17 protein-coding genes are annotated in these 26,272 nt (G+C 63.5%); 5 read left to right on the forward strand and 12 right to left on the reverse strand.

Going from position 1 to position 26,272, the window contains the following annotated elements; all coding sequences use genetic code 11:
- Window positions 1-41 precede the first annotated feature (41 nt).
- On the forward strand, window positions 42-2,783 hold the full coding sequence (locus RBH20_RS06740) for an AAA domain-containing protein (RefSeq protein WP_306706784.1): 2,742 nt from the start codon (window positions 42-44) through the stop codon (window positions 2,781-2,783).
- Here RBH20_RS06740 and RBH20_RS06745 read toward each other — a convergent pair whose 3' ends face one another.
- Window positions 2,784-4,469 carry a PH domain-containing protein gene (locus RBH20_RS06745; RefSeq protein WP_306706786.1) on the reverse strand — a complete coding sequence of 562 codons (1,686 nt, stop codon included), beginning with the start codon at window positions 4,467-4,469 and terminating at the stop codon, window positions 2,784-2,786.
- Entirely contained in the window at window positions 4,466-4,927 is a 462-nt protein-coding gene (locus RBH20_RS06750; protein WP_306706787.1) for a PH domain-containing protein, read from the reverse strand. Before RBH20_RS06750 ends, RBH20_RS06745 begins: the two co-directional genes overlap by 4 nt.
- Before the next feature lie 141 nt (window positions 4,928-5,068).
- Here RBH20_RS06750 and RBH20_RS06755 point away from each other — a divergent pair, with 141 nt between their 5' ends.
- Window positions 5,069-6,136 (forward strand): hypothetical protein, encoded by a 1,068-nt coding sequence (locus tag RBH20_RS06755; protein ID WP_306706789.1) that lies wholly within the window; start codon window positions 5,069-5,071, stop codon window positions 6,134-6,136.
- A 74-nt stretch (window positions 6,137-6,210) separates the two neighbouring features.
- On the opposite strand, the gene RBH20_RS06760 is transcribed toward RBH20_RS06755, so the two are convergent.
- Together RBH20_RS06760 and RBH20_RS06765 are read right to left on the reverse strand one after the other, a co-directional pair.
- The gene (locus RBH20_RS06760) at window positions 6,211-6,852 is read right to left on the reverse strand and encodes a carbonic anhydrase (protein ID WP_306706791.1); all 642 of its coding nucleotides are present in this window, start codon (window positions 6,850-6,852) and stop codon (window positions 6,211-6,213) included.
- A 97-nt stretch (window positions 6,853-6,949) separates the two neighbouring features.
- Window positions 6,950-9,700, reverse strand: a complete 2,751-nt coding sequence (locus RBH20_RS06765; RefSeq protein WP_306706792.1) for an ATP-dependent helicase — start codon at window positions 9,698-9,700, stop codon at window positions 6,950-6,952.
- Window positions 9,701-9,797: 97 nt separating this feature from the next.
- Between RBH20_RS06765 and RBH20_RS06770 the strand changes: the two genes are divergently transcribed.
- Window positions 9,798-10,673, forward strand: a complete 876-nt coding sequence (locus tag RBH20_RS06770) for a dihydrodipicolinate synthase family protein (protein WP_306706795.1) — start codon at window positions 9,798-9,800, stop codon at window positions 10,671-10,673.
- A 70-nt stretch (window positions 10,674-10,743) separates the two neighbouring features.
- Window positions 10,744-11,571 (forward strand): winged helix-turn-helix domain-containing protein, encoded by an 828-nt coding sequence (locus RBH20_RS06775; protein WP_306706797.1) that lies wholly within the window; start codon window positions 10,744-10,746, stop codon window positions 11,569-11,571.
- A gap of 23 nt (window positions 11,572-11,594) precedes the next feature.
- Here RBH20_RS06775 and RBH20_RS06780 read toward each other — a convergent pair whose 3' ends face one another.
- On the reverse strand, window positions 11,595-12,209 hold the full coding sequence (locus tag RBH20_RS06780; RefSeq protein WP_306706799.1) for a class I SAM-dependent methyltransferase: 615 nt from the start codon (window positions 12,207-12,209) through the stop codon (window positions 11,595-11,597).
- Between the two features lie 283 nt (window positions 12,210-12,492).
- Between RBH20_RS06780 and RBH20_RS06785 the strand changes: the two genes are divergently transcribed.
- The gene (locus RBH20_RS06785) at window positions 12,493-13,245 is read left to right on the forward strand and encodes an MBL fold metallo-hydrolase (protein ID WP_306706801.1); all 753 of its coding nucleotides are present in this window, start codon (window positions 12,493-12,495) and stop codon (window positions 13,243-13,245) included.
- Here the strand turns inward: RBH20_RS06785 and RBH20_RS06790 are convergent.
- From RBH20_RS06790 to RBH20_RS06820, 7 genes are all read right to left on the reverse strand, one after another.
- Window positions 13,242-14,399 carry an ATP-binding protein gene (locus tag RBH20_RS06790; protein WP_306706803.1) on the reverse strand — a complete coding sequence of 386 codons (1,158 nt, stop codon included), beginning with the start codon at window positions 14,397-14,399 and terminating at the stop codon, window positions 13,242-13,244. The genes RBH20_RS06785 and RBH20_RS06790 overlap by 4 nt on opposite strands.
- A gap of 119 nt (window positions 14,400-14,518) precedes the next feature.
- Complete coding sequence (locus RBH20_RS06795; RefSeq protein WP_058995733.1) at window positions 14,519-15,586, reverse strand: mRNA surveillance protein pelota; 1,068 nt, start codon at window positions 15,584-15,586, stop codon at window positions 14,519-14,521.
- 207 nt (window positions 15,587-15,793) lie between these two features.
- Window positions 15,794-16,825: an AIR synthase family protein gene (locus RBH20_RS06800; protein WP_306706806.1), complete on the reverse strand. Its 1,032-nt coding sequence runs from the start codon at window positions 16,823-16,825 to the stop codon at window positions 15,794-15,796.
- A gap of 45 nt (window positions 16,826-16,870) precedes the next feature.
- Window positions 16,871-19,024: a ribosome rescue protein RqcH gene (gene rqcH / locus RBH20_RS06805; protein ID WP_306706808.1), complete on the reverse strand. Its 2,154-nt coding sequence runs from the start codon at window positions 19,022-19,024 to the stop codon at window positions 16,871-16,873.
- Window positions 19,025-19,060: 36 nt separating this feature from the next.
- A complete protein-coding gene (locus RBH20_RS06810; RefSeq protein ID WP_306706810.1) occupies window positions 19,061-20,095 on the reverse strand; it encodes an NAD(P)/FAD-dependent oxidoreductase in 1,035 nt (344 codons plus the stop codon).
- Between the two features lie 71 nt (window positions 20,096-20,166).
- On the reverse strand, window positions 20,167-21,783 hold the full coding sequence (locus tag RBH20_RS06815; protein WP_306706812.1) for a hypothetical protein: 1,617 nt from the start codon (window positions 21,781-21,783) through the stop codon (window positions 20,167-20,169).
- 114 nt (window positions 21,784-21,897) lie between these two features.
- Window positions 21,898-26,241 carry a beta strand repeat-containing protein gene (locus tag RBH20_RS06820; protein WP_373567951.1) on the reverse strand — a complete coding sequence of 1,448 codons (4,344 nt, stop codon included), beginning with the start codon at window positions 26,239-26,241 and terminating at the stop codon, window positions 21,898-21,900.
- Window positions 26,242-26,272 lie beyond the last annotated feature (31 nt).

The raw sequence follows: 26,272 nt of genomic DNA on the forward strand, positions 1-26,272 counted from the left end.
CGCCCCGTCGCTTGGGTCGTGCAACAGGGGAGGGCCGAAGCATGAGCGTAGACCGTGTTCGCGGTGTCGTCGTCGACATCGACGAGCCGAAGACGGTGAACACCCAGTACGGCGAGAGCGACCTCTGTGAGGTGACGATACGTCCCGACCGCGGGGCCGGCGAGCCCACGACGGTGACGCTTTGGGGGAAGTGGACCGAGAACGCCGCGGTCATCGAGATGGGGATGGAGATCGCCGTCTACAACCCCGACGAGCGGGAGTATCAGGGCGAACAGCAGTACTCCGTCGGCGGCGACGCCACGCTGGTCGTCCAGCCGGACTTCCTCGTCGACGTGACCGACATCCGGGCGTGGGTGCAGTGCCCGCGGATGTACTACCTCCGGAAACTCGACGGTGCGGAGCACGCCTACCCGCTTGTGAAGGGGACGGTCGTCCACGAGGTGTTCGGCGACCTGCTTCGGGGCCGGGACCTCGACACCGCTATCGAAGAGCAGGTCGACGCCGCCGGACTGGATATTGGACTGCTGGGCCGAGAGGCCGACGAGGTGGCCGGAGACGTGCGCGACCACGCGTCGGCTATTCAGGGGTGGCTCCAGCAGGGGACGCTCACGGAGACGGATGGAGCGGCGACAGCCGCTGACAACTCGGAGCGGGACTTCAGTCCCGCGGAGAGCGAGTGGCGCTCCGAGATGACGCTCATCTCCGAGCGGTTCGGCATGAAAGGGCGGGCCGACGCCGTCCGGCGCGGGATGCCCGTCGAGCTCAAGACCGGCAAGAACACCAAGCGGGAGCCGCGGTTTCAGGACAAGATCCAGGCGACGGCATACGCCCTGATGCTGGGGGAGCGCGCGGCTGGCACGGGCAGCGCCGTCGACGCAGCCCCGGACACAGGTACGCTCCTCTACACCAAAAACGCCGCCGTCGACCGCAACGAGGAGAGCGGCGACCTCTCGCCGGCCAAGGAGTTCTCTATCGGGAGCGGGCTGCTGAACTACGTCGTCCGGACCCGCAACGCGATTGCGGCGATGGAGTACGACTCTAGCGTGCCGACGGGCTACGAGGCCAACGCGAAATGCGAGTACTGCTTCGAACAGGACACCTGTATGGCCGTCTCCGGCCGCCTCGACCAGGAGTCCAAAGCAGGAACGGTCGGTCGAGCGGTGCCAGACGAGGAACTGGACTACTTCGAGCAGTTCTACACAGCCGTCGAGGCCGAGCGCCGGTCCGTCCACCGAGAGTACGCAAAGCTCTGGGAGCAGACGCCCGAGGAGCGCGCCGACAACGACCGGGCGCTCATCGGCCTCGAACCGACCGGCCGCCGGGAGCTCGACGGCGGCCGCTGGGAACTGCGCGCGACAGGGACCGGGGCCGTCTCGAAGATCCGCGAGGGCAATCTCGTGCTCGCCAGCGACGGCGACCCGGTGACCGGTAACGCTGAACTAGCCCGCGTCGAACGTCTTGGCGAAGAAATCGTCGTCACGGCCGACGAGCCGCTTGACCTCCGCCGACTCGACGTGTACCCATCTGAGCTAACCACCGACCGGCTCCAGAATGCGCTGCACGACGCCGTTCTCCTCCAGTCGCCCGAGCAGAAGGACGTGTTGTTCGGGCGGCGCGAGCCGGAGTTCAAGCCAGTCGAGGAGACGTTCATCGACAACAACGACGCCCAGAACGAGGCCGTCCAGCTGGCGGTCGGCGCAGAGGACTTCGCGCTGGTCCATGGGCCGCCGGGGACGGGCAAGACGTACACGCTGGCGCGGATGGTCCGGGCACTGATAGCCCGGGGCGACCGCGTCCTGCTCTCGGCGTTTACCAACCGTGCCGTCGACAATCTGCTGGAAGCGCTGGAAGACCAGGGCTACACCGATATTGTTCGCGTTGGCACAGAAAGCGGCGTCCGCGAGGATATGCAGAAGTACCGGCTGGAGACCAGCGGCGACCCCGGCGAGTGTGCGAGTCAGCTCCAGAGCGCGCAGGTCGTCGCGGCGACGACGGCCACCTGCGGCGGGAGCACGCTTCAGACACAGGAGTTCGACGTGGCTGTCGTTGACGAGGCCGGCCAGCTGACCGAACCGGGGACGCTGGCGGCGACGACGCTGGCCGACCGGTTCGTGCTGGTCGGCGACCACCAACAGTTGCCGCCCGTGGTCCAGTCAGAGAACGAGACGTTGTCGACCTCGCTGTTTGAACGACTCATCGATGCTCACCCAGACGCAGGCGTGATGCTCGACTGCCAGTACCGGATGGCCCAGCACATCCAGGCCTTCGCTTCGCGGGAGTTCTACGACGGGCAGTTGCGGCCGGCGACTGGCGAGGTGGCCGCACAGCGGCTCGACGACCTCGACGGCGTTGCGACGGCGAGCTTGCCTGAAGGCCTCCGGGACCGCGTGGCGTTCGTCGACCCGGACGGCAGTCAGGTCGGCAACACCAACCCGACCGAGGCCGATCGAATTACCGAAATCGTCGCGTCGTACCGGTCTGCGGGAGTTCCAGCCGACGACATCGGCGTTATCGCGCCGTACCGCGCGCAGGTCGCGGAGATTTCCAAGCGCCTGCCGGACGTGACCGTCGACACGGTCGACCGGTTCCAAGGGTCGAGCAAGGAGGTCATCATTATCTCCTTTGTCGCCACCGGGACGCTCGACAGCCCAATCTTCGAGGATTACCGGCGTATCAACGTCGCCCTCACGCGGGCGAAGAAAGCGCTCGTCCTAGTTGGCGACGGCGACGCGCTGGCGACCGACGAGGTGTACGGCCGGATGGTCGAGTGGGCGCGGGGCTGACTACGCGTCCGCGTCGCCGCCTCTGGCGCCCGTCCGCAGCCCTGCGACGTGTGCGGTGAGACGCTCTCGTAACGTGTCTCTGAGTTCTTTTGCGGTGTCTTCGTCGATATCGTACACCTGAGCGACGCCGCCGAGCAGGCTTGACGAACTTGCCGTGTCAGCCCCCACGGTCGCCAGGTCGCGGCGGCGCTGGAACGGCGACCGCGTGACGAACACCGTCTGGAGCCGGTAGTACGGAACAATGCGCGTTGTCCGCCGCCAGAAGCCGCTCCGGGTCGCCAGCACCGAGTCATCGAGGTCGAACCCGCGGTGTCGCCAGCGGAAGTGTGCCGCCGGCACGACCGGGAGGAAGAGGAGAGCGGCGAGCCACCAGTAGCCGGTTTCAAGCACCAGCAAATCGATGCCGTAGGCGACTGCGGTGAGCCCGGCCGCGGCCAGCGAGAAGCGGGCGAGATAGCGCCGCCGGGCGCGCTTCGGCGGGCGGTCGAAGTCGAGGTCGCCGAACGACTCGATGTCGCGGGCCAGTTCGTATACCTCCTCGCGGGGCGCGAGGGGCACGGCGACGCCCTGTGTTGACTGCTGATTCCCACCGCTGTAGCCGGCCGTCTCAACAGCCAGCGTTGCGTAGCCGAACCGTCGCATCAGGACGTTCTCGCGGATGGTGACCGTCTGGACCTTCTCCAGCGGGATGTTACCGCTGTACCGGCGCAACAGCCCTCGCTCGTACCGGAGGTCGCCGTCGGCCTGTGTGAGTCGGAAGCCGTAGTATTCGATGACGGTCAGCGCCACACTGACGACCAGCGCAAGCAGGAGGAACTGGACGACAGAGAGGGCGGCGAAGACAGCCAGTCGCGTGGATTCCGGTGAGCTAGCCAGCCAGCGGACGACAGGCCCATTCAGCGACGCCCCAACGAGGTTCGCATTGAACCGCAGGACGGTCCAGACGATATCCATCCCCAGCGGGAGCGACGCGAGCGTCAGGACCGGCGCGGCCGGACGGACGGAGACGAGCGCGTACGTCAGGAGTTCGCGCTGGTCGAACGCGAACAACAGCGACCCGTCTGGCTGGTCGCGTGGTTCCGTGTCCGAAGCCGAGGCCGAGTCCCCGAAGTCATTCGCCGTCTTGGCGTCGCCGGTGTGTGCAGGTGTGGGACCGGTCACGCCGGGAAGGTCAGCGTGGGCCGACCGGCCAGATGTTGCAGTCTCAGACACCGCGTCGGAAGTTTCTGCCGCCGACTCGGCGGCTTCGTCCCGGTCGTGGGTCCGCACGTAGTTCCGGAGACGTTTGACCTCCGCCTCGTCGACCGCGTCCAGTGTGGCTTCCGTTGCGCTGCCGCCAGCCGTCTCGAAGCGGACGATTGCGAGCCCGAGCAGGCGGTTGAGGATGTTCTGTTCGACATCGAGGTTCTGGACGCGGCCCAGCGGAATCTGGCGGGACTGCCTGGCGAAGACACCAGATTCGACAGTGAGCGTGTCCCCATCGAGTTCGTAGCGAAAGCGGAGATAGCGCGCCAGCGCGTAGCCGCCAAACGTCAGTGCACCGAGCAGGCCCAGCAGCGGAACCGCGAACGCTGGCAGTCCGAGCATGCCGGTCCCGAGCGACCCGCCGAAGAAGCCGAAGAAGCCGCCTTGCAGCGCCGCTCGGGCAACGCTCAGGACCGCACTTCGCGGATGGAGCCGGTTCATACCGCGTCCGTGGCCTCGCTCTCGTTCGCGAGGTCACGGAGTTGTTCTCGCAGTTCGGTGGCTCGTTCGGGCCGCAGTCCGGGGATCGTGATGTCCGCGCCGCGGGTCCCGGCAGTGTAGACGACGACGCTCGCCAGCCCGATGGCCCGCTCTACCGGGCCGCGCGTGGTGTCGACGTGCTGAACACGAACGTACGGGACCGACGTGTCGGTCCGGGTGACGACACCGCGGAGGAGAAAGAGCGCGTCGTCCTGTAGGTCAAAGCGCCAGATCCGGTGGGCAGCGATTGCGTGGGCAACGCCAAGAAACACGAGCACAACCCAGCCGACGACGACCACCGTCTGTGGCAGTGAGACCGCGAACCGGTCAACAAGATACGCGATGACGCCGAGCACCGACGCCTGGATAACTGTCGACAGAACCCACAGCAGTCTCACCCGCGGGTGAAGCGACTCCATGTCCGAACCGAGGGGCCGGCCGCGGATTAACGGTTTGGCTCCGGGCCGAAATTGGAACGGTTTCGACCCGAACGCGGGGGACAGTTCATCCGGAGTTCGAAAAAGTCCCTTTAGGTAATCCATCGCGTGTCCAGACGGAATATGGCAGACACTCGACGCAGATTCCTCACGACGCTTGCAAGCACCGGGACTGTACTCGCACTCGCAGGGTGTAGTGGCAGCGACGGTGACGGCGGTGGCGGGACAGACAGTGAAATGACGGAGGGCGAGATGACCGAAGGTGGGATGACCGAGAGTGAGATGACGGACGGCGACGCAATGGATGAGGGGGAAGAGATGACCGAAGGATCGATGGACGGCGATATGGGCCCCACTGATCCCAGCGATGCCCCGATGGCGTCGGTCGACCGATTCAGCGACGCCGCCGGGATGCTCCACCAGCGCAGCGCAAACGACGCGCTTCCGGACGCCGACGAGCCGATCGACTTCGACGAGCAGTTCCTGACACAGGGATACGGGCCTGACGGAACCGTTATCGAGTACTACGATTTCGACGTCCAGCCGACCGAGGCGGCCCCGATTTACGCGCTGTTTTACGAAAACGGTGACCCGGTCGAGGACCAACTCAACATCATCGACGTGGTGCCCGGCGACGAGGGGTACAACGATTTCTGGCAAGTCCACAAAGTGACAGTGCCCGACAGCTACGAAGCGAACACGGCGACCAGCGTCTCTCATATTCAGGAGGCGGGTTACGACATCGAGCCGACGGAGACGATCAAGAACTGCCCGGTGGTTCCCGACGGGTCAACCGCGGAGCTACGACACAGTGTCGACAGCAGTTCGGCCGACTTGGTCGAGGGCTGGTACGACGGCGAAGTAGTTCCGTACTTCCTGTTCGGTGAGGCGTCGCTATCGTCGTCCGACGGTACTGTCCCGGTCTCCCCGATTTACGTGAGCTTCAACGCTAACCCCGACGAGGAGGGCGGGGGCCCGCCGTCCGGGTTCCTCTCCGAAGAGGGGAGCGACCAGACGCACAACGTCACCGCGACAGTGCCGGGTGACGACGGCTACTCGCCGCTGTGGCTGGTCAACATCTTCGACAACGCGGACTTTGACAGCGTTTCGGACCTCGACTCGGCCCAAGACGCCGACATCCTGGCCTCCGGCGCGGCGATGGTCAACTGCCCGGTCGTTGCCGAGCAGTAGACAGCCGAGGACAGCACGTTTGCCCCGATACTGTTCCGTCCCGTCTCAGGTCACCCGATGATGACCGTAGCGGACTACACGCGCTCGTTGACCTGTTCGGCGACCCGCTCGCCGGGCCGACGGAGGTGGCCGCTCTCGACCTCGTAGACGTAGCCTGTCACCGTGACGTCGTCGGGAATCAGCTCGTGGTTTTCGAGGTATTCGACCTGTGCCGCACAGGCCGCGTCGATGTCGTCGGTCATCCGGACCCACTCCGCGATTGACGCGTCACCGATATCTAGCTCCGGCAGTGCCGGGTCCAGATCGATATCATCGAGGTTACCATCGACTGCGGACTCGAACCCTGCAACGATATCCTCGTCGGACGCGCTCATCATTCCACAGTCGGTGTGGTTGACGACGATGATTTCCGTCGTATCGAAATACTGTGTTGTCAGCGCCGCTGAGCGAATTACGTCGTCTGTTACTTTCCCGCCGGCGTTTCGGTATATCTGTGCGTCGCCCAGCGAGAGCCCGAGCGCATCCTCAACAGGGATTCGCTCGTCCATACACGCGACGACCAGCAGTTGCTTGTCGGTCGGGATGCCCTTGCGCCGTCGACGCGCCCAGTCGTCCCTCGCGTCGACGCCGTCGTCGACCGATTCGTGAACGTGGCCGGCCTCCGGCTCTTCATGATCGTGTGCGTCGTCGTCGCTCCCGTGTGTGTGATGTGGCATTGCAGAACACGCCTTTGTGCCCCGTGGCCTTTACTGCTTGCTCGCCGGCAGTACAGCGGACGGGAGACAGGCACTCGTGTCGAACAGTGCCAGCCGCTCAGTCGTCAGTGGCGACGGTGCTGTCATCGGCATCCCCGTCCTCTATTTCGTTCAGGACTCGCTGGTGGAACTCCTGCAGGACGGCCGACTCGTCATCGGCGAGCACAACGTCGCTGGCCATCAGCGTCGCGAGACCGAAAGCCCGCGGCGACGGCGAGTCGACGCGGGTCCGAACCACGTCCACGTCGCCGTCCTGCATCGCACGCAGGACGGTCTCGATGCCGTCGACGTTGAGCTTATCCTCCAATATCTCCCGGTAGGTCTCCTCGACGACGGCGAAGTCACCGAGGTCCTCAGCGAACCCGAGCAGCATCTCCGAGGAGACTTGCTGCTCGCTGGCCGATTTCTCGTAGCCCTTGTAGCGTTTGAGTATCATCAGCGACCGCGTAGCGTTGATGCGGAAGTACCGCTGGAGGAGGTCTGTCCCGTCGAGGCTGGCCCGGAGGTCCTCGCGAGCCGTTGCTGGGTCCAAATCGCGGACGATTCGCGCGATATCCACCTTCCGGTTCAGCGGCATCGAGAGCGTGAAGCCGTTGTCGGCGACGGCGACCTGAACGTTTGCGCTGGCCGCCCGAGCGATGTGGTAGGCCAGCAGCCGTGAGAAGCCATCGTTGAACCGCCGGCCGTAGTTCGAGTGGACGTGGTAGTGGCGTTCGTACTCATCGTGGTCAAGCGTTTCCTCGATGACGAGGCGGTCAGTCGTGGCCACGCTGTCCGGGCCGGCGTAGGCCACCTGTTCTCGGAACATCCGCGCGATGGCCCGGACGCTGTTCTCGTCGACGGGGAACGTCCGGAGCCAGTTCCTGACTTCCGACATCCCCCCATCGCCAAGCCGGTCCAGCAGTTGCCCCTGAAAGTCGAGTATCTCGCGTCCGAGGTCGTATGAAAGGGGGAGGCGCTCGGAAAACCACGAGGGGACCGTCGGGCGGGCGGCGGTCCGGTCGACGTACACCTTCGACCCGCGGCGATAGCGGTACTCGAAGTTGTTTCCGCCCAGCACGAACACGTCGCCTTTCTCCAGCGTGTCCAGATATGACTCGTCCAGTTGGCCGACCCAGCTGTCGTCGCTCCGGGTGACCACGTCGCAAGTAAACGAGTCCGGAATCGTTCCGATGTTGGTCATGTAGATGACCCGCGCGAGCCGACCGCGTTTGCCGATGAGGTGCTCACCCACGTCGTACTCCTCGTAGTGGTGCTCGCCGTCGGGCGCGTCGTTCGTGTCCCGCCAGATTTTGGCGTAAACGTTCTTATCCTCCATCCCCGGGTAGTCGGCGGTCATATACCGCATCAGCTGTTCCCAGTCCCCGTCATCGTAGTCCCGATACGGGTAAGCTCGCCGGAGGACGCTTTTGAATGTCGCCTCGGGGCGAACGTCATTGATGGCCATGCCGTATATCTGCTGGGTCGCCACGTCCTGTGCGTTCTCGGGGATGAACACACGGTCGACGAAGCCCCGTTCGGCCTTTTCAAGCATCACCGCACACTCTACGAGTTCGTCACGGTCGAGCGCGATGACACGGCCCTCGACAGTCTCGCCGAGCTGGTGGCCGGCACGGCCGATGCGCTGGAGCAACGCGGCGACGGATTTGGGCGACCCGACCTGTACGACGAGGTCGATGTGGGGCATGTCGATACCCAGTTCCAGGCTGGTCGAGGTTGTCACTACGTCGAGTGACCCCGCCTTCAGCGACTCCTCGATGTCGCGGCGCTTCTCTTTCGAGAGCGAGCCGTGGTGACAGCCGGAGTTAGATTCGTCGTACTCGTCGAACTTCTCGCGGAGGTTGTGCAGGACGCGTTCGGCCCCCGAGCGCGTGTTCGTGAACACGAGCGTGTTGGTGTGGGAATGGATGTGGTCGTGGAGCTGGGTGTAGAACCGCTCGGTAATGATGTCACGGGGCGTGTTGATGAGGTCGTCGGCCGGACAGGACAGCTCCATATCGAAGTCGCGGGCGAACCGCGTGTCGACGATCTCGTAGTCACGGGGGTCGCCGCCGGGGTCCTCACGGCCGACCAGGAACTCCGCGACGGTGTCGAGCGGCTCGACGGTCGCCGAACAGCCGATGCGCGTCGGCGGTTCCTCGACCATCTCCTCTAGACGCTCCAGCGATACTGAGAGGTGCGTGCCGCGCTTGTTCTCGGCGAGGCTGTGGATCTCGTCGACGATGACGTACTCGATGGTTTCGAGTTTCTGTTTGAACTTCGGCGAGTTCAGGAGAATTGCGAGGGTTTCCGGCGTCGTGTTGAGGATGTGGGGCGTCGTTTCGAGCATCGCCTGCCGCTCGCTGTCGCTGGTATCCCCGTGGCGGATCGCATGGCGGATTTCCACGTCCTCGCCGCACTCGTCGAGTTTGGCCGTGATACCGTCCAGCGGCTGTCCGAGGTTCCGATGGATGTCATTTGCCAGCGACTTCAGCGGCGAAACGTACAAACAGTAGACGGAGTTCTCCAGTTCGTCCTCGCGAGCTTTCCCGAACAGTTCGTTGATGATGCCGGTAAAAGATGCGAGGGTCTTGCCGCTCCCCGTCGGCGCACAGATGAGGGCGTTCTCGCGCTCGTGGATGAGCGGGATGGCCTCCTTCTGTGGCGGGGTGAAGAAGCCGCCGTTACCGGGGACGAACTCACCGAACTGCTCGACCCACCACTCCTGAACGACGGGCGCGAGGCGGTCAAGCACCTCGGCGTCGTCAATGTCGACCGCCTCCGGGTCGAACTCCGGGTCCGTCGCTGCGAGACGCTCGCGTCCTCCCATTGTCGGCTCTTATCGACCAGTAGGACTGCCGTGGCAAGTGGGTTCCGCCATATCGATGGGGAAAACGCCTAAGCGACCGCCGCGTCTGGCCTGGGGCATGGCTGACTCCTTCGACGTACTGACGCCGCTGGTGACGCCGTTCGACGCCGACGGCGAACTCGACGTTACCAGTCTGGAATCGCTGGTCCGGCACGTCTCGGCGGCGGGCGTCGACGGCATCGTTCCCTGCGGGACGACTGGTGAGTTCGAAACCTTGTCGCCACGGGAGTACCGGACCGTCGTCCGAAGCACAACAGAGACAGCGCCCGACGACTGCCGCGTTATTGTCGGGACGGCCGCTACCGACGTGCCGACGGTCCACGAGCGGATGGCGTTCGCCGCCGAACAGGGCGCGGACAGCACGCTAGTCGTACCGTCGTACTACGGCGGGCAGGCGAGCGGAGCAGGCAACGAGGCGTTCTTCGACGCGGTGCTGGCCGACGCGCCGCTGCCCGTCTACCTCTACAACATCCCCGGAGCAGTCGGGCAGAAATTGTCCGTCGAGACGGTCGCCGCGCTTGCCCAGTCCGACGCCGTCGCGGGACTCAAGGACTCCTCGGGCGACCTTCCGTACGTCACCGCGGTCATGAATCAGACCTCTGAGGACTTCACCGTCTACCAGGGCCACGACGGCCTGTTCGTCCCGTCGCTGGTGCTTGGCGGCGACGGTGGCATCAGCGCGCTCTCGCACCTATTGTTCGACGAACTGGAGCAGGCGGGTACTGCCGTCGCAAGCGGCGACGTTGCACAGGCCAGAACAGTCCAGCGGGATGTCCTCTCACCGCTCTCGGACGCGTGTGCCGAGTTCGGCTTCGCGCCCACGGTGAAGGCGTTGCTCGCCGACCGCGGTATCATCGACCACGCGACGGTTCGACCGCCCCGAGACTCGCTCTCGTCGGACGCGATCGCGTCGGTGACCGAACGGCTGGAGTGACTGTTTAGACTCAAATATTCCCGTGAGGTTCCACGAGATTCATTACGCTGGGCGGCAGTGAACGCAATATATGTCGTTGCTGCCCTCCCGCGGTCCCGACACAAGCACCTCACAGGACGGGGAGCTACAGGTCGTCGGGGTCGACGAAGATGTCTCAGCCGTACTCGATGCCCTCTCCTCGGAAACGGCCAGAGAAATACTCAACACGGTGTACGAAGAGCCGGGGACGCCCTCTGAACTAGCCGACCGGCTCGATATGTCGATACAGAAGGTCTCCTATCATCTGGAGAAACTAGAAGACGAGGAACTCATCGCTGTCGCCGGGATCCAATACTCTGAGAAAGGCCAGGAGATGAAGGTGTACGAGCCTCCCGAAGACCCGCTGGTGTTGTTCGTCGGCACACAGGAGCGCAAGCGGTCGCTCCGGTCGCTCATCCGCCGCGTCCTGCCCGTTATCGGTATCCTCACCGCGGCCAGCGTCATGCTGCAACTCCTGCTCGGGCAGTTCCCGATCCAGTTCGGGAGTTCGGGGGCCGGCGGCGATGCGGGAACCGCCGGTGACGGTGCGCAGGGCGGCGGAGACGTTGAGAGTCTGGACACGGCGAACCGGACAGCCTCGACGGCCGAATCCACACCGACCTCGACGGCGTCGGACGACGGTGGGTTCCAGATAGCCGAGGCGACGGAGACACCAGAGGCCACGCAGGCCCCGAGAAGCACTCCGGCTCCAGAGGCTGACACCCCGGTCGCAGCAATGACCGAGGAGGCACGGCAACTAACGACCGACGCCGCGGCCAGTGGCGGCTTCCATATCGAACCCGGCGTGGCCTTCTTCCTCGGTGGGCTGCTGGTCCTGACGCTATACGTCTCGTTCTGGGCGTACAGAAACTACCGCTAAATCGGTCTCCCTATCCAGTCGCTTTAATCCGAGTCGACCTGTTCGGCGACCAGCACGCCGGCCTGCTCGGTAACCATCTCGACAGCTGTCAGCGCGTAGCCGGCATCGGTGAAGGCATCGGCGAGGACGCCGACCGTCGCCGGGTCGTCGACTTCGGGGCTGTAAAACGGTGCGTCGGGATCGTCGTCGCCGAACAGCATCACGTCCCCGAGGACAATGCGCCGCGGCCCCAGGTCGGCGATAGTGTCGATCGCCTCGCGTTTCTCGTCGTCACCGAGGTGGTGCATGGCGAAATTCGATGTGACGATGTTCACTGGGCGGTCGACGTTCGGAGCGCGGAAGCGACCGTCGCCGAAAGAAACGTTCTCCACGCCGCGTTCTTTCGCTTTCTCTTGGGCTTTCTCCAGCATTCCGTCGCTGATATCGCGGCCGATAACCTCCCGTGCATCGGACGCGAGCGCGAACGCAATCGCTCCGGTACCCGTGCCGAGGTCGAGCACTACGTCATCACTCTCGGGGGCCGCGTGGTCAACGACGAAATCGACGCAGGCGCGATACGCCGCCGAATCCTGTTCTTCATCGTACGCGTCGGCGTGGTCGGAGAATCGCTCAGCGTGTTCGTCAAGTGATTTCTTCATACTCGTCACTCGGTGCGGCCGTACAAGTGCTTCCCGCTCCGTTTTGCGGTCTCGGCGTGGGTCCGGTTCGGTAAAAACGCGTTTTGAGCCACAGGTGCGCTTTTGCTATCCCCGGCCGAAGCATGAATTGCGCCGTCGACGGGTGACCTTCCCACACGGCCGCCCTGACCCCGTCCCCGCCGACGGCCACCGCCCTCACTCCGCTGACGCTCCCTGGTGGTTCCCCTGCCGACGTGTGCCCCCAGACACCAACCCTTTGTCCGTTCGCTCGCTGTCGTCCGGTATGCGTCTCACGTTTCTCGGCACCGGCAGCGCCATGCCCACCGGCTCTCGAATGCAGACCGGCTATCTACTGGAACGCGGTGGGAACCGCCTGCTTGTCGACTGTGGTAGCGGCGTGTTGCACTCGCTGGCCCAGACAGACACGGGGTACGAAGGTGTCGACACCGTCCTGCTGACCCATCATCATCTGGACCACGTTTCCGATCTCGACGTGCTGATGAAGGCCCGCTGGCTGGCCGGTGAGACGGACCTCACGATCGCTGGCCCGCCGGGGACGAGCGACCTGGTTCGTGACCTGCTCGAGACACACGACTATATGCAGGACCGGCTGGACCTGACGGTCAGGGACCTCGATGGCGGACCGTTCGAACTGTCTGGGTTCCGCGGCGACACCTGCGAGACGCGCCACTCGATGCAGTGTTTCGCCTACCGGCTTTCTGTCGGTGACGGGCCAGCAATAACGCTCGGTGCTGACTCCGAAGCGTTCACAGACCTCATCGAGTTCGCCGATGGGTCGGCCGTACTCGTTCACGACTGCTCGTTCCCGGACGACGTGGACGTGTCGAACCACCCAACGCCGAAGACCCTCGGTCAGACGCTCCGCGATGCCGACGCCGAGGTCGGCCGCGTGTATCTCACCCACCTGTACCCACACACAGAGGGACGACACGAGGAGATGCTCGAGTCGATAGCAGACAGCTACGATGGCGACGTGCAGTTCGCCGAGGACAGCCTAACGATAACAGTCAGCTAGACGCGTTCGAGCGTGACGCGGAACTCGGCCCCGCCAGCGTCGCTTTCGCCCACGCTGACGCTGCCGCCGTAGGATTCAGTCAGCGCCCGGACGAATCCGAGGCCAAAGCCGGTGCCTGAACTCTCCTGGCCCTTGACCCCCATCTCGAAGATATCAGCACGCAGGTCCGGCGAGACACCATTCCCGTCATCAGCGAAGCAGACCGTAACTTCGTCGGGACTGACTTCCGCCGGGTACACTCGCATATGGACTTCGCCCTCGTTGTGGACCGCCGCGTTGGACATAATGTTCGTGAACACCGAGTCAAGCAAGTCACCGCCGTACACCTGATACTCGAAGTCTGACGACACAAAATCAATCGTCAGTGACCCGTAGTTGTCTCTGACATCACGCACCGTGTCCCCGAGGACTGATTCAAGATCCTGTGGCTCTGGATTGTCCTGTGCTTCCAGCGTCGAGACAAGGTCGCCGACGCGCTGGATGAGGTCGGCGGCGCTTTCGGCCGCGCGCTGGATCTTGCCGGCGTACTCCTCGGTCTGGCCGTCGACCTGTCCAGCGACGACATCGGCGAACCCGGCGATGACCTGCAGGTCGTTGCCCAGGTCGTGTCGGAGCAGTCGGTCGTACATCTCGATCATCTCCTTTCGCCGTTCGAGGTCCCGGTGTGCCCGTTCTAGCCGTTCACGGGAACGGATGTTAGAGATGGCCGTCGCGGCGTGAGTGGCAAGAATCTCCATCGGTCTGATGTATTCGTCCCCGAACTCCTCGACGGTCTGTGACCGAGTGACCAGCACAGCAGTCACCTCATTACCCATCCGAGCGGGGACAGCCAGCGCACCCGTCACATCCGAGTCGGCAGCGACAGCGGCATCAGACCCCTGTTCGACCAGCGTCTCGCCAGCCTCCTGCGCCCGTCGAGCGAGGTCACTCGGTGGCTCGCCCTGGACGAGATTCGGGTTTGTACTGTGGACGACGCGGAGCTCGTCGTCACGAACCTCGACGAACGTAGAGTAAGAGAACTCGAACAGCAGCGACATCGCTTCGAGCGTGAGCGAGACGACTTCGTCGACGGACTCGCACCGATTGAGCGCCTGACCGTATTTGTTCAGGTCAGCGACCTGTCTAGCAAAATCCTGTTGTTCTTCGAACGACATATCACCCACTCCTCGCAGACATTGGAACTATGTACCAATGGAGAGCGGGGCAAAAAACGGTTTCGGGGGACTCACCGGCGGAGTGAAAAATGGCAGACATATGTCGTGGGTACGCGGCCTCAGTCGAGTCGGTAGCGCAGCAGCGCCGCGACACCGCCCAGATTCGAGAGTTGCTGTCCGGGCGCAAACTCCGCGGAAAAGACGGTTACGTCACCGCCTTTTTGTTCTGTCGTTTCGATGATCTGGTCAACATCGATGTCCCAGTCGCCCTCGCCAGCCCGCTCCAGTCGGAGGCGCTCATCGAGCACGAGCAACGTCTCGATAGCGCCGTAGTCGGCCGCTTTTGCGACTTCCTCCGGGCCGTAAGCCACCTCCGATCCTGAGCCGATGCGCTCCATCAGTTCGTCGATGTAGTCCGCCTCTTCGGCGATGCGGGTCTGCTGCTGGACGTCCTCGACAGCGCCGCGTTTGAGTACTTCGTGAACGCCACGGTCGCCGACGGCAGACGTGTCTACGACGGTAATCTGTTCGGCAATGTCGGGAATCTCGTCCTGAAAGTGATCCAGTGCGTCCTGCTTGGTGAAGCCGGGGCCGGCGAGGATGTAGGCGTCCACGTCCTGACGTTTGAGGACCGACGCCAGTTCGTCAAACAGTTCCTTTCGTGGGCGGGCGTACTCCCCTTTCCCGGTCGTCGAGGTGATGGTCGCCCGCTCTTCCGTGCCGTACTGGGCGACTGTGTGGACGTGTGCTTCGCCTTCCTCCACGGTCGCAATCGCCACGTCGGGGTTCTCCGTCGCCTCGACGGCCTCTTCAAGCCGGTCGGCCTGGTCGGGCTTGAGGTGTTTCTCGACGGTGAGTTCGGTGTGTTCCTCGACGTTGAGCGTGTGGTGAAAGCCCAGCTGGTCCTCGCGGGAGCAGTCGACGATTTCACCGCCGACACGGAGGCGGTTGGCGAACTTCGCGAACTCCACGTCGGTGACTTCGATCTGAATCCACATCGGCTCGCGCTCGCCGCCTTTGTCCCGGAGATTATCGTCGTTGCGCTGGATGCGCCGCGTCGTGTCGCCGGAGACGAGGTCCCCCGGCTCGATGACATACGAGAGATGCCAGAGGTCGTCAAGGGTCTCGGGGACCACCTCGATGCGTTCTGCCCCTTCCGCGGTGGTCTCCTGACTCTGTATTTGCATACTGAAGCGTCCGCTTCATGGACACAAGTGTTCTGCCATTCGATTCGCCGGGACGCAAAATGCGGAATCGGCGTACTGTGTCGATCAGGCAACCGAGCCTGTCGCGGGCGTCTCATCGCCGGCGTCAGTGGCGGGCATATCTCGCACGGCAGTATATGTAGCAGTACGTGTGCCGTGCTGTCAGGTGTAGCCGGACAGCTCTCAGCGTCACTGCTGTTCAGCGTTGCCATCGCCGGCCGCCTGCAACCGCGCAAACGCCTCCCACGAGGGGTCTGCTCCAGGGTGTGACTGCCGAGTGCCATCGACGTACAGTCCTGAACCGTCGGTCACCTCGCCGACGACGGCCGCGGGCGTCCCACAGCCCCGAAGCGCGTCGACGACGCTATTGGCGTCCGCAGGGTCGACAGCGGCCAGCAGCGTCCCGCAACTACTGACGTGCCAGGGATCGATGTCGAGCGCGTTACAGAGATCCGTGACGCCGTCGGCGACCGGCATTGCGTCGCTGTCCACGTCGAACCGGACGCCCGCGCCGTCAGCCATCTCGATGAGCGCACCGGTGATGCCGCCCTCGGTCGCGTCGTGCATCGCCGTCACGTTTCCGGCGTTCGTCGCGGCCATGGCATCCTCGACGAGAGCGGTGTCGGCCAGCCGTTCCTGTGCGGTGGCGATTCGGTCGGGCGACAGCCCGATCTGCGCCGGGAAGAGAGTCGAAAACAGGCCCGTGACCTCCGCACCGGGGCCGGTCCCGACGACCAGTTTGTCGCCCGGTCGTGCGCCGTCCGGCCGGACGATGTCCCCGTGGGACCCGACGCCAAGCACCGTTGCGCCGCCGACCCAGGAGTAGTCAACGCCCGAATACCGGGCGGTGTGGCCGGTGACGACACTCACACCGACTTCTTCAGCCCGTCCGGCGAAGCCGTGCCACATCGCCGCCAGTTCGTCATCGGTCATCTCCGGCGGTAGCGTGAACGTCACGGAAAGATGGGTTGGTGGGATGCCGGAGACGGCAACGTCGGCCAGTACTACATCGAGTGCAAACCGACCGGCCCGCTCGAACCCCAGATCGGGGAGAACTGACAGCGGGTCAGTAGCTGTAACGAGGGCGTCGCCGCCCACGTCGATGACGCCGAAGTCAATGCCGTGGGTCGGCCCCAGCGTCACATCCTCTCGGTCCGCACCCAGTTCCGGATAGATGACGCTATCGAACAGTTCGCGGTCGATTTTTCCGAGGTCACTCATGCAGCCAGCCACCTCCGGCGCGGTGTTCCCTCTGACCCGACATGGTCAGTCCTCAGTCATTCGACTACCGCCAGGCGGCAAGAACTCCTGTATCTGGTCCGGGCTGGCGACCTTACGGACGAACGACTCGTCGGCGAAGCGGGACCTGAACTCCCGGTACAGGCGCTTGGCGATGTCGTTCTGCGCGAACTGTCCCGGTTCGACGGTGATGCTGGTCGCGGCCTGTCCCTCGATAGCCGCGGGTGGGCCGCCGATGACTCGCGTCTCGTCGTCGCAGGTGATGCCGACGGCGACGCCGGCCGGCGTGCCCTCAAAGTACGTCCGGTCGCCGCGGACGGCGAAGCCGCCCTTCTCCAGGTACTCGCCGCTTTCCGGCGTCTTCGACACCTGATCGGGGTCGACCATGTACACGTCGCCGGCGAACTTCCCGTCTTTCCAGACCGAGGAATACGAAACCGCGAACTTCGCGGCCTGGTCCAGTGACGACTGCGGGAACTCCACCTCCTTGGACGGCTCGCTGGGGCCGGTCGCTTTGAGTACCGTGACCGGGCCACCGTGAGCCTGGGCGTGGAAGAACTTGTCACCGCCCTCCAGATACTTCTGGACGAGTTCCTCGTTGTCATCTGCGTCCCGACCGCCGATGACGAGGAAGCCGTCTGAGGTGTGGAACCAGCGGAACTGCTCGTACCAGCGTTCAGTCGACCGGGTGGGGATGGACTGCATCGAGAGCCAGTCCGTCGGTTCGTCCTCGCCCTCGTCCTCGTCGGTCTCGTCTTCGCCGTCGTCGGCCTCCCACTCGTCCCGCCGCTCTTTGACCGCTTCGAGGTCCTCACGGGTGTTCTCGATAGCGGCGAGCGCGCCCTCCTTCTTTTCCTCGATGCGTTTGGCCTCTTTGTACAGTTCGTCGGCGTTCTTCTCGACGCCGGTGAAGGCGTCCACTGTGACCCGCGTGCCGTCAATGTCGAGGGTCACCGTCCCCTCGCTCCCGTCGAGAGAGACGACCGCCTCGGCAGCCGCGATGCCGCGGTCGGCTCCCTCGTCGAACTTCGCCTCGATGTCGTCCCAGGACACGTCGTCCTCGCGGGCGGCCTGAACCGTCGAGAGCACGTCGTCGACGAGGTCGTAGTTGGCGTACAGCAGTTCGGCCTTCTCCCGCTCGGCCTCGGCGTCGGCCTCGAAGTCCTCGATAGCCTGTTCCTGCTGCTGGATGATTCGTTTCTGTTTCTCGATCTCGGCCTCGAAGTCCGGGCGCTGTGTTTCGCCGCCCTCGACTTCCTCCTCCCGCTGGAAATTGAAGAAGTAGTCGTCCAGCGCGGAGTTGAACTCCGTGAAGGATTCGCTGTAGAGTTCCTCGTACTCCGACAGCGGAATCGGGGTCACGTCGACGCGCCGCCGGTCCGGGTCCTCGTCGGTCTCACCGCCGCTTGCCCCGTCACCGTCATCGAGCGTCTCGTAGTACACCCGCGGGTCGACGTTCCCCTCACGCAGGCGCGTCCCCATTTCGTCGATGAGTTCGTACAGCCGCTCGAAGTCGGACTCCTCGAGGTCGTCGACGGCGACGTTGTAGTCAATACCGGCGCGGGTACACAGCTCCTCACCGTAGAGACCGCCGAAGTTCAGTTGCGTCGCCAGCGTCCGGACGAGGTCGGCGTCGGATTCCTTGATACGGGCGACGAAGCCGTCGTAATCGACGGTCATCGGGTTGAACCGCGCCGACGGGAACTCGTAGGGCGTCCCGGGTGCAACGGTGCGGGATTTGAGCCGAACCGTCTCCAGACAGTCGATGACCTCGCCGTATTCGTCCAACACGGCAACGTTGCCGTCGCCGAACAGTTCTGCAACGATAGTCGTCGACGCGTCCTCGCGGTCGAACTCCAGTTCGATGATGCGGTCGAACTCGAACTGCTCGACGCGGACGAGGTCAGCGCCCGACAGTCGGTTCCGGAGCATCATCGCGAAATCCGGCGGCCGACCCGGCGCGTCGGGGACGTGGCTCTGGTCAGCAACGTGGGCGCGCTTGACATCACCGACCTCGATGAGGAACTCGACGCGCCCGCGGTCGAAGTCCCGGAGCTTCAGTCTGACGAGGTCGTCCTCGGGGTAAAGGTACGCCTTGTCGAGCTTCGCGCCCTCGTAGCCGGCGAGTTCGCCCTCAAGCGCGGCAAGGTCGACGCTCGTCAGTTCCCGCTTGTGGTCCATGTCGGTGGCTGTCGGCGGGCACCCAAAGGCGTTCCGTTACCCGCTGTCGGCGATTTCCTCGCCCGTCTCCAGCCCGTTCCGGAGCGCCGCGTGGAGTCGCCCCTCGCCGGCCACCCAGTCGCCGGCAAAGTGCAGGTCGTGCTCGGCCGCACACGACAGCAAGTCGTGGTCAACGTCGCCTTCGGGCTGAGAGTAGCGCCAGTGCTGATGGTCGGTCCAGTCGGGGTCGGCTAGCCGGTCGTCGTCCAGCAATCGGGCCGTCCGCGATGCGATGTCGTCGATGAGCGTGTCGGGGTGTTCGTCGTAGTTCGCAATCGACCACGGCTCGTTCATCTGGACCAGCAGCAGGGACTCGCCGTCGGGGACGTGGCCGTCTTTGCACTCTTCGCGGCCGATCCAGCCAATGTCGTGGTCCTTGTCACTGTTGACCGCGGCGTACCACGGCACGTCGAGTTCGAAGGGGTAGTGCAACACGCCGGCGATGACCGTTCGATAAGGGACCGTGGCGACCTCCTGCCGAAGCTCCCGGCAGTCGTCGTGGTCCCACCGCGACTGTCCCAGCAGGTCAGCCGTCTGGGGGGCCGGCGGTGTCAGCAGCGCAGCATCGAAGTATCCAAGATCCGCCCCCTCATCGTCCTCAAGCCGCCAGCCGTCGCGCTGTCGCTCCAGACGCTCGACCCGTACGCCGTTCTCCACGTCGGCGTCGGCCTCGTTGAACAGCCGCTTTGCAACCTGCGTAATGCCCGCCTCGTACGTCCATTTGTGTTCGTCAGCATCTCGACCGGTGTCGATATCGCCGGTCCTGTCGAACGCGTAGACCGGTTCCTCGATATCGACGAGTCCCTCGGTCGGGAGGGACTCTGTGACCAGTTCCGTCACGCGACCGTCGTCGGCCTTGAGATAATTCGCCCCGTACTCGTACGTACAGTCACCATGCCGCCGAGTCGCGGCGCGCCCGCAGACGCCGCGGCTCTTCTCGAACACTGTTACGTCGACGTCCGCGTCGTGGAGCGCGTACGTTGCCGCTGCACCGGCACCACCGGCACCGACGACTGCGAGGTTACGAGCCATACTTGCTCGTCGGACGGTACGAGTAAAAATCCACCACACAACCAGTTCGGACCACCCGCCCGGGGCCCGATTCAGCGGCCCCGCTGGCGTCGGACGCTCCGACGCGTCCAGCCGATGACGACGAGTATCGCGACACCGACGCCCACCTGTGAAAGTGTGAATCCGGGGCCCTGTGCCGCAGTCGTTTCCCGGTCGCCGCCGTCAGTGACCGAAACGGATTGGTTCTCTACTCTGAGTGAGCCCGCTGTCTCGCCGTTGACTCGAACGGTTCCATCGACCGCCTCGAACTCAGTCTCGACGAGTGCCTCTTCCTCGGGGTCGAGTGCCACTCGGTCCGTTGCCACCGGTTTGCCGTCGACCGTCACAGTCAGTGTCTCGTTAATCGGCCGCGAACCGGCGTTCGTTACTGTCGTTCGCACAGTCGTATTGAACCCGGACCGCACCCAGTCAGCCGACAGTGACGCCTTCCTGACCTGCAAGTCGGCGTTTCCCTGCCCCGCGAGAGCGGAGCCTCCATCGGTACCCGTTTCCGTCCCGAATCCAGCGGTTTCGTTTCCGATGCCGGTCGTGTTGCCGGGAGGCGCGCCACCGCCTGCTGTTCCGTTCTGCGTGGTTGCGTTCACGCCCTCGGTCGGCGTCCGACTTTCATTCCTATCCGACTCCGTGAGATTGTCATCAATTCCACTGTCGGACTGAGAGTCGTCGCTATTATCGGAGTCATCAGAGTCGTCGGAACCGCCTGAATCGTTCGAACCACCACCATTGGTATCGCTGTCGTCGTCGGAGTTGTCATCTGAGTCGTCGGTGTCGGCAGCACCGACATTGTCATCTGTTTCAGTTGCGTTCTGTGTCCCGTTTTCAGTCCCCTCGCTGTCGGTTGGTTGTTCAGTCCCTTCACCCTCAGTCGGCTCCTCGGTCTCTTCACTGTCGGTCGGCTCCTCGGTCTCTTCACTGTCGGTCGGCTCCTCGGTCTCTTCACTGTCGGTCGGCTCCTCGGTCTCTTCACTGTCGGTCGGCTCCTCGGTCTCCTCGCTGTCGGTCGGTTCTTCCGTTTCCTCGCTGTCGGTCGGCTCTTCCGTTTCCTCGCTGTCGGTCGGTTCTTCCGTTTCCTTGCTGTCGGTTGGTTCCTCGGTCTCCTCGCTGTCGGTTGGTTCCTCGGTCTCCACGCTGTCAGTTGGTTCTTCAGTTTCCTCACCGTCCGTCGGTTCTTCGGTCTCTTCACTGCCGGTCGGTTCTTCAGTCCGAGTCTGTGTCTCGGTATTTTCTCTTTCTGTGGGGTCCTCAGTTTGCGTCGGCTCCTCCGTTTCTTCGGTTTCCGTCGATTCCTCCGTTTCCTCGATCTCAGTCGAGGGTTCTGTCGCTGCACTCTCCGTGGGTTCCTCCGTCTGGCCGCTTTCAGTCGGGCCCTCCGTTTCTTCCGATTCAGTTTGGGCCTGTTCGGTTGACGTCTGTTGGTCCTCCGCAGTCTGCTCGCCGCCCTCCGGTGTATCCGTCTCGTTCACCTGTCCAAGTAGTCCCCCGGAGTCGGTCTGAAAAATAGGTTCGACTGTGCCTACTCCGGCGTCCGATACACTGTTCTGGGAGCCGGCATCGGACGCAACCACGCTACCGACGGCGAATGCGGACGCGAGCGCAGCGGTACCGAAAACGATAGTGACCGCAGTGAAGAGTGTCTTTGCCTCGCTCATACAGGGAGGTATGCGAGTAAAGGATTAGTTACCCAGCTGCCAAATCCTCGGTAAGCTCCTCCTTCATGCACAGCTGAGGTAGCGAGGCCGGATGCCCTGCCATCCACATGGGTACTACACCCGACGACGGACGCGGACAAGACCGGCGATCAGCGCCAGCGCGAGTGCGACTAGCTGGACGGTGAATCCCGGGCCAGATGCTGCGACCGTTTCGGCGGCTGGCTCTGCGCCGCCACCGCTTTCACCAGTCTCGTCAGTCCCGGACCCACCCGTGCTCTGGGCGGTAGTCGAGCCGACACGCAGGTCACCGGCACTGACGCCGTTGACTGCTACTGCGCCGTTGACAGCCTCGAACTCTATTGTCACAGTAGTCTGTTCGCCGGCGTTAAGCCGGACCGTCCGAGAAGCGACCGAGTCGCCGTCAACAGTAACCGTCAGCGTCTGTTCGACGGTTTCGTTGGTCGGGTTCTCGACTGTCGCCCGCGCCGACGTGTTGAACCCGGACCTGACCCAGTCAGCCATCAGGGACGCATCAGCAACGGTGAGTTCTGCGGGTGTCGGAGTCGATGTATCCGTATTCGAAGAGTCGGATACCTTCGGAGTGGACGCATTAGCGGCCGGGGAAACGACAGCGATAGTTGATAAATTGGACGCCGTCGCCCGAATGGACCTGTTCGTCGCATCGACAGTACTGGGTAGCTGACTCCAAGACCCGTTGTGGTACTGGAACACCCGGACAGCGTCCATCGACCCGTTGGCCGGAAGCGCCGATTCGTTTAGCCGTAGGGTGTACGTCGCCCGGCTGATAGCAGACGCATTTGCGCCGGAGGTGACGGTCACGTATCCGCGCACGCCATCTTCCTGAACCGCAGCCATATCGTTTGGCGTGGCGTGTGGGCCGAGCAGCGTCGCATTGAACCCATTGCTTTCGTTGGTCACGTTAAGCGAGAGTTCAGAGAGGGTAAACGCCGGCGCGGTCTCGGACGGACCGGAGCGGTTCAGCGACTGGGTGACCGTCGAGTTCGCGGCGTCGGCAGTCACTTGGACAGTGACTCCGTTGTCGATCTGTGACTGTGAGATGGAGGGAGCCTCTGCGCCGCCGCCGTTGTCGGTCTCATCTGAGTCGTCATTGGAACTGAATCCGCCGCCACCGCCTCCGCCACCGCCGCCGCCTCCGCCACCACCACCACCGCCGCCGCTACTGCTCTCAGCTTCGACGGCGAGCGTTTCGGTGGTTGCGTTGCCAATAGAGAGCGACCGATCGCCCTCATCATCGAAGGAGATACTGAATGACACAGTTGCTGTCTCACCGCCGGCAATCGGACCGAGGCTTTTGGACTTGAGCGTCTGGTTGCTCTCTGTGAGCGCCGCGGTGTAGTTCCCACTCTCTGTGCCGACATTTGCAACAGTCGCTGTCACGTCAACTGATTCGCCGGTTTCAACGGATGAACTGCTCAGCTTTGCGTCACGAATCTTGAACGTCGCCGGCTGGGTTACTGAGATGTTTCCGCCGGAGTCACTGTTGACCGCCACATCGTACTCACCGCCACTCTCGAAGACGTAAACGAAGGTGACCTCGGTCTGTTGACCGCCCGAGAGCGTAACGTTCCTCGTGTCCACGATGTCGTCGTTGGTCTGCAGGCGAACTGGGGAGGTCCCCTCCTCGTCACCATTGTTGACGACCGTGGCAGTCACCTCAACGGGCTCGCCTGTTCGAGCGCTCGTCCGGTTCAGTTCGACAGCAGTCGTGTCGAACGCCGCCGGCTCTTTGACCGTGACTGTGCCCGCTCGCGCGCCATTGATATCGACGACGTAGTTCCCACTGTCGTTGAAGACGTGTTCGTACGTGATTTCTCTCGCCTCACCGCCATCTAAAGTCACTGTTCGGCTCTCCACGACCGAATTCGCGACTGAGAAGTTCCCTGTGACGTTCCCCGCCTGTCCACCGGTGTTCGTTATGGTCGCGCTAAGTTCGACAGCACCGCCTTGGGTCACGGACTCGCTACTGACTGCCGCGTTGCTGATCTCGAACATCGCCGGCTCAGTCACGGTCACACGGGCTCCGAACTGGTTGTCGACGGCAATGTCTCGCGTCCCCGCATCGCTGAATGACTGGACGAACGTGACAGTCGCTTCCTCGCCGCCGTTGAGTGTCACCGATTGCGTGTCGATCGTGGTACCGTCTTCCTGTAACCGCACATCGGCCGTCCCGGTCTGGTCACCTTCGTTCCGGACGGTCGCGGCGACCGCTATCGGCGCTCCGGTGACGACATCCGTTCTGTTCAGGTCAACGCTGGTGGTTTCGAACGTCGCCGTCTCAGACACACGGACCGTCCCGACCCGCACCCCATCAAGATCGATGGAGTACGTGCCAACGGCAGTGAACGGCTCCGTGAACGAGACAGTCGTCGATTCCCCGGGGCCTAATTGCAGGTCCGTGGCGCTCGTCTGCTCGTCAGCAACCGTAAGCGGGACCTCGTAGGTGCCGGCCTGGTCGCCGGTGTTCGTGACCGTTGCAGTCACCGCGACGCTCTGTCCCTCGCTCACACTTGTCGTGTTCAGCGCCCTATCGGATACCTCGAACGTCGCTGGCTGCTCTACTGTGACGGTCTGTGTCTCGCTCCCGACGGTGAACTGGTACGTTCCGGGCTCGTCGAACGTCCGCACGTACGTGTCCGTCCCGGATTCACCCGGTGCGAGGTCGAACGAGACGGCGTCGGGGACTTGATTCCCCGTTTCGATCCAGAACTCCTGGCCTGCGGTCACGGTTCCATCGTTTCTGGCCCTCACCGTCAGTTCTGCCGCGTCGCCCCGGGTGACCGTCGTCCGGTTCCAGCTCGCGTCGGTGATCTGGATATCGGGCTGGCCGACAGTCAGGGTGCCGGCAGTGACACCGCCCACCGTAACCTCGTGGTCACCCTCATCAACAGCTCCTTCAAGGCGATAGAGGTACGTCTCGTTGGCTGTCTCTCCAGCCGAAACCGTTATCGATTCCTGGCCGACCTGCGTACCGCCAACTTCGATAGGCAGAGAAATTGTACCTGTCTGTCCGCCAGCATTCTCCACCGTCACCCATAGCTCCGGCTCGCGGGTTCCAATGCCGCCCGTATCCGTGTCAGTATTGACCTGGGTGTCGATGAGCCCGGCGTCCTGAATCTGGATATTGGGTGGCTCAGCTCCACCGCCATTCTGTGCTTCGACGGTCAGCGTCCCAGCGGTCGTATCGCTAACCGAAATCTCCCGCTCGCCGCTGTCGTCGAACGAGCGACTGAAGCTCACTTCCCGAGAGCTATCGCCGTCGACTGCAACTGACTGCGTGTCAACGGTACTGCCGTCGACAACGAGTTCCGCCTCAAAGGTCCCGGCCGCCGCGCCGTTGTTCACGACCGTCGCCGTCACATCGACTGATTCGCCGACGGCCACGGTGTCAGTGCTCAACTGAGCGTCCCGAACCGCAAACGAGGCCGGTTCGAGTACGTCGACATCACCGGCCGATTCACCCGCGACGTCGACGGTATACGTTCCGCTACTGTCAAACGAATGCGTGTACGACACCGTCGTGGACTCGCCGCCGTCGAGCGTTACCTCCCGCGCCTCCAACGTGTCGTCGTTGACCGTGAACGGCACCGCCAAGGTCCCCGCCCGGTCGCCGGTGTTCGTGACGGTGGCCGTTATCTCGACGGGCTCACCCACGTCGACCGTCGACCTGTTGAGTCCCCGCTCGCTGACCTCGATACTTGGCGGGTCGCCTACGCTGATCGTCTGGGTTTCCTCGGCGGTACCGAACTCGAATGTCCCGGATTCCTCGAACGTGTGTACGTACGTGTCCGTCCCGGACACGCCCGGTTCGAGGTTGAAAGACACTGCGTCAACTGACGTTCCGTCTACGTAAGTGAAAACATCCCGCTGGCCGGAAACAGCGCCGGTGTTCTCTGCGGAGACCGTCAGTTCAACGGCTCCGCCTTCGCTGACCGTCGTCGTATTCCATGAATGGTCCGTGACGGTGATGTTGGACTCGCCAACGACCAGCGTACCCGCGGGTTCACCGTTGACCGTCACTTCGTGTTCCCCGTTTTCGATATAGCCGCCGTCGCTGGTTTCGAGTAGGTACGTCGTGGTGACGTTCCTCGTTCCATCGGCGTTGACGGTCACCTCTTCGGGGCCGATGACCGTCACTTCTCGCCCGCCGACCTCGACAGTAATTGTTTCTGTCCCGTCCGTGTCGCCCGTGTTCTCGAACGTGACCCACAGCTCAGGCTCTGGCGTATTCATCTGCCCCGTATCGACCCGCTTGTCGATCAATCCGGCGTCCTGTACCTCGATGTCCGGTCCCGCAACCGTCTCTGTCTCGTGATTGGACGCCGCCGCGACACCCGTTCCGTACATCGGGGCCGTCGACACCGCAACCACAGCCAGTAGCGTCATCGCTGATAGCCACAGGCCCGTAATCTTACCCATGGGTTGGCCGATGATAGTCTGGTAATTAGTT

Origin of the sequence: Haloarcula sp. H-GB4, assembly GCF_030848575.1 — an archaeon.
Lineage (GTDB): Archaea > Halobacteriota > Halobacteria > Halobacteriales > Haloarculaceae > Haloarcula.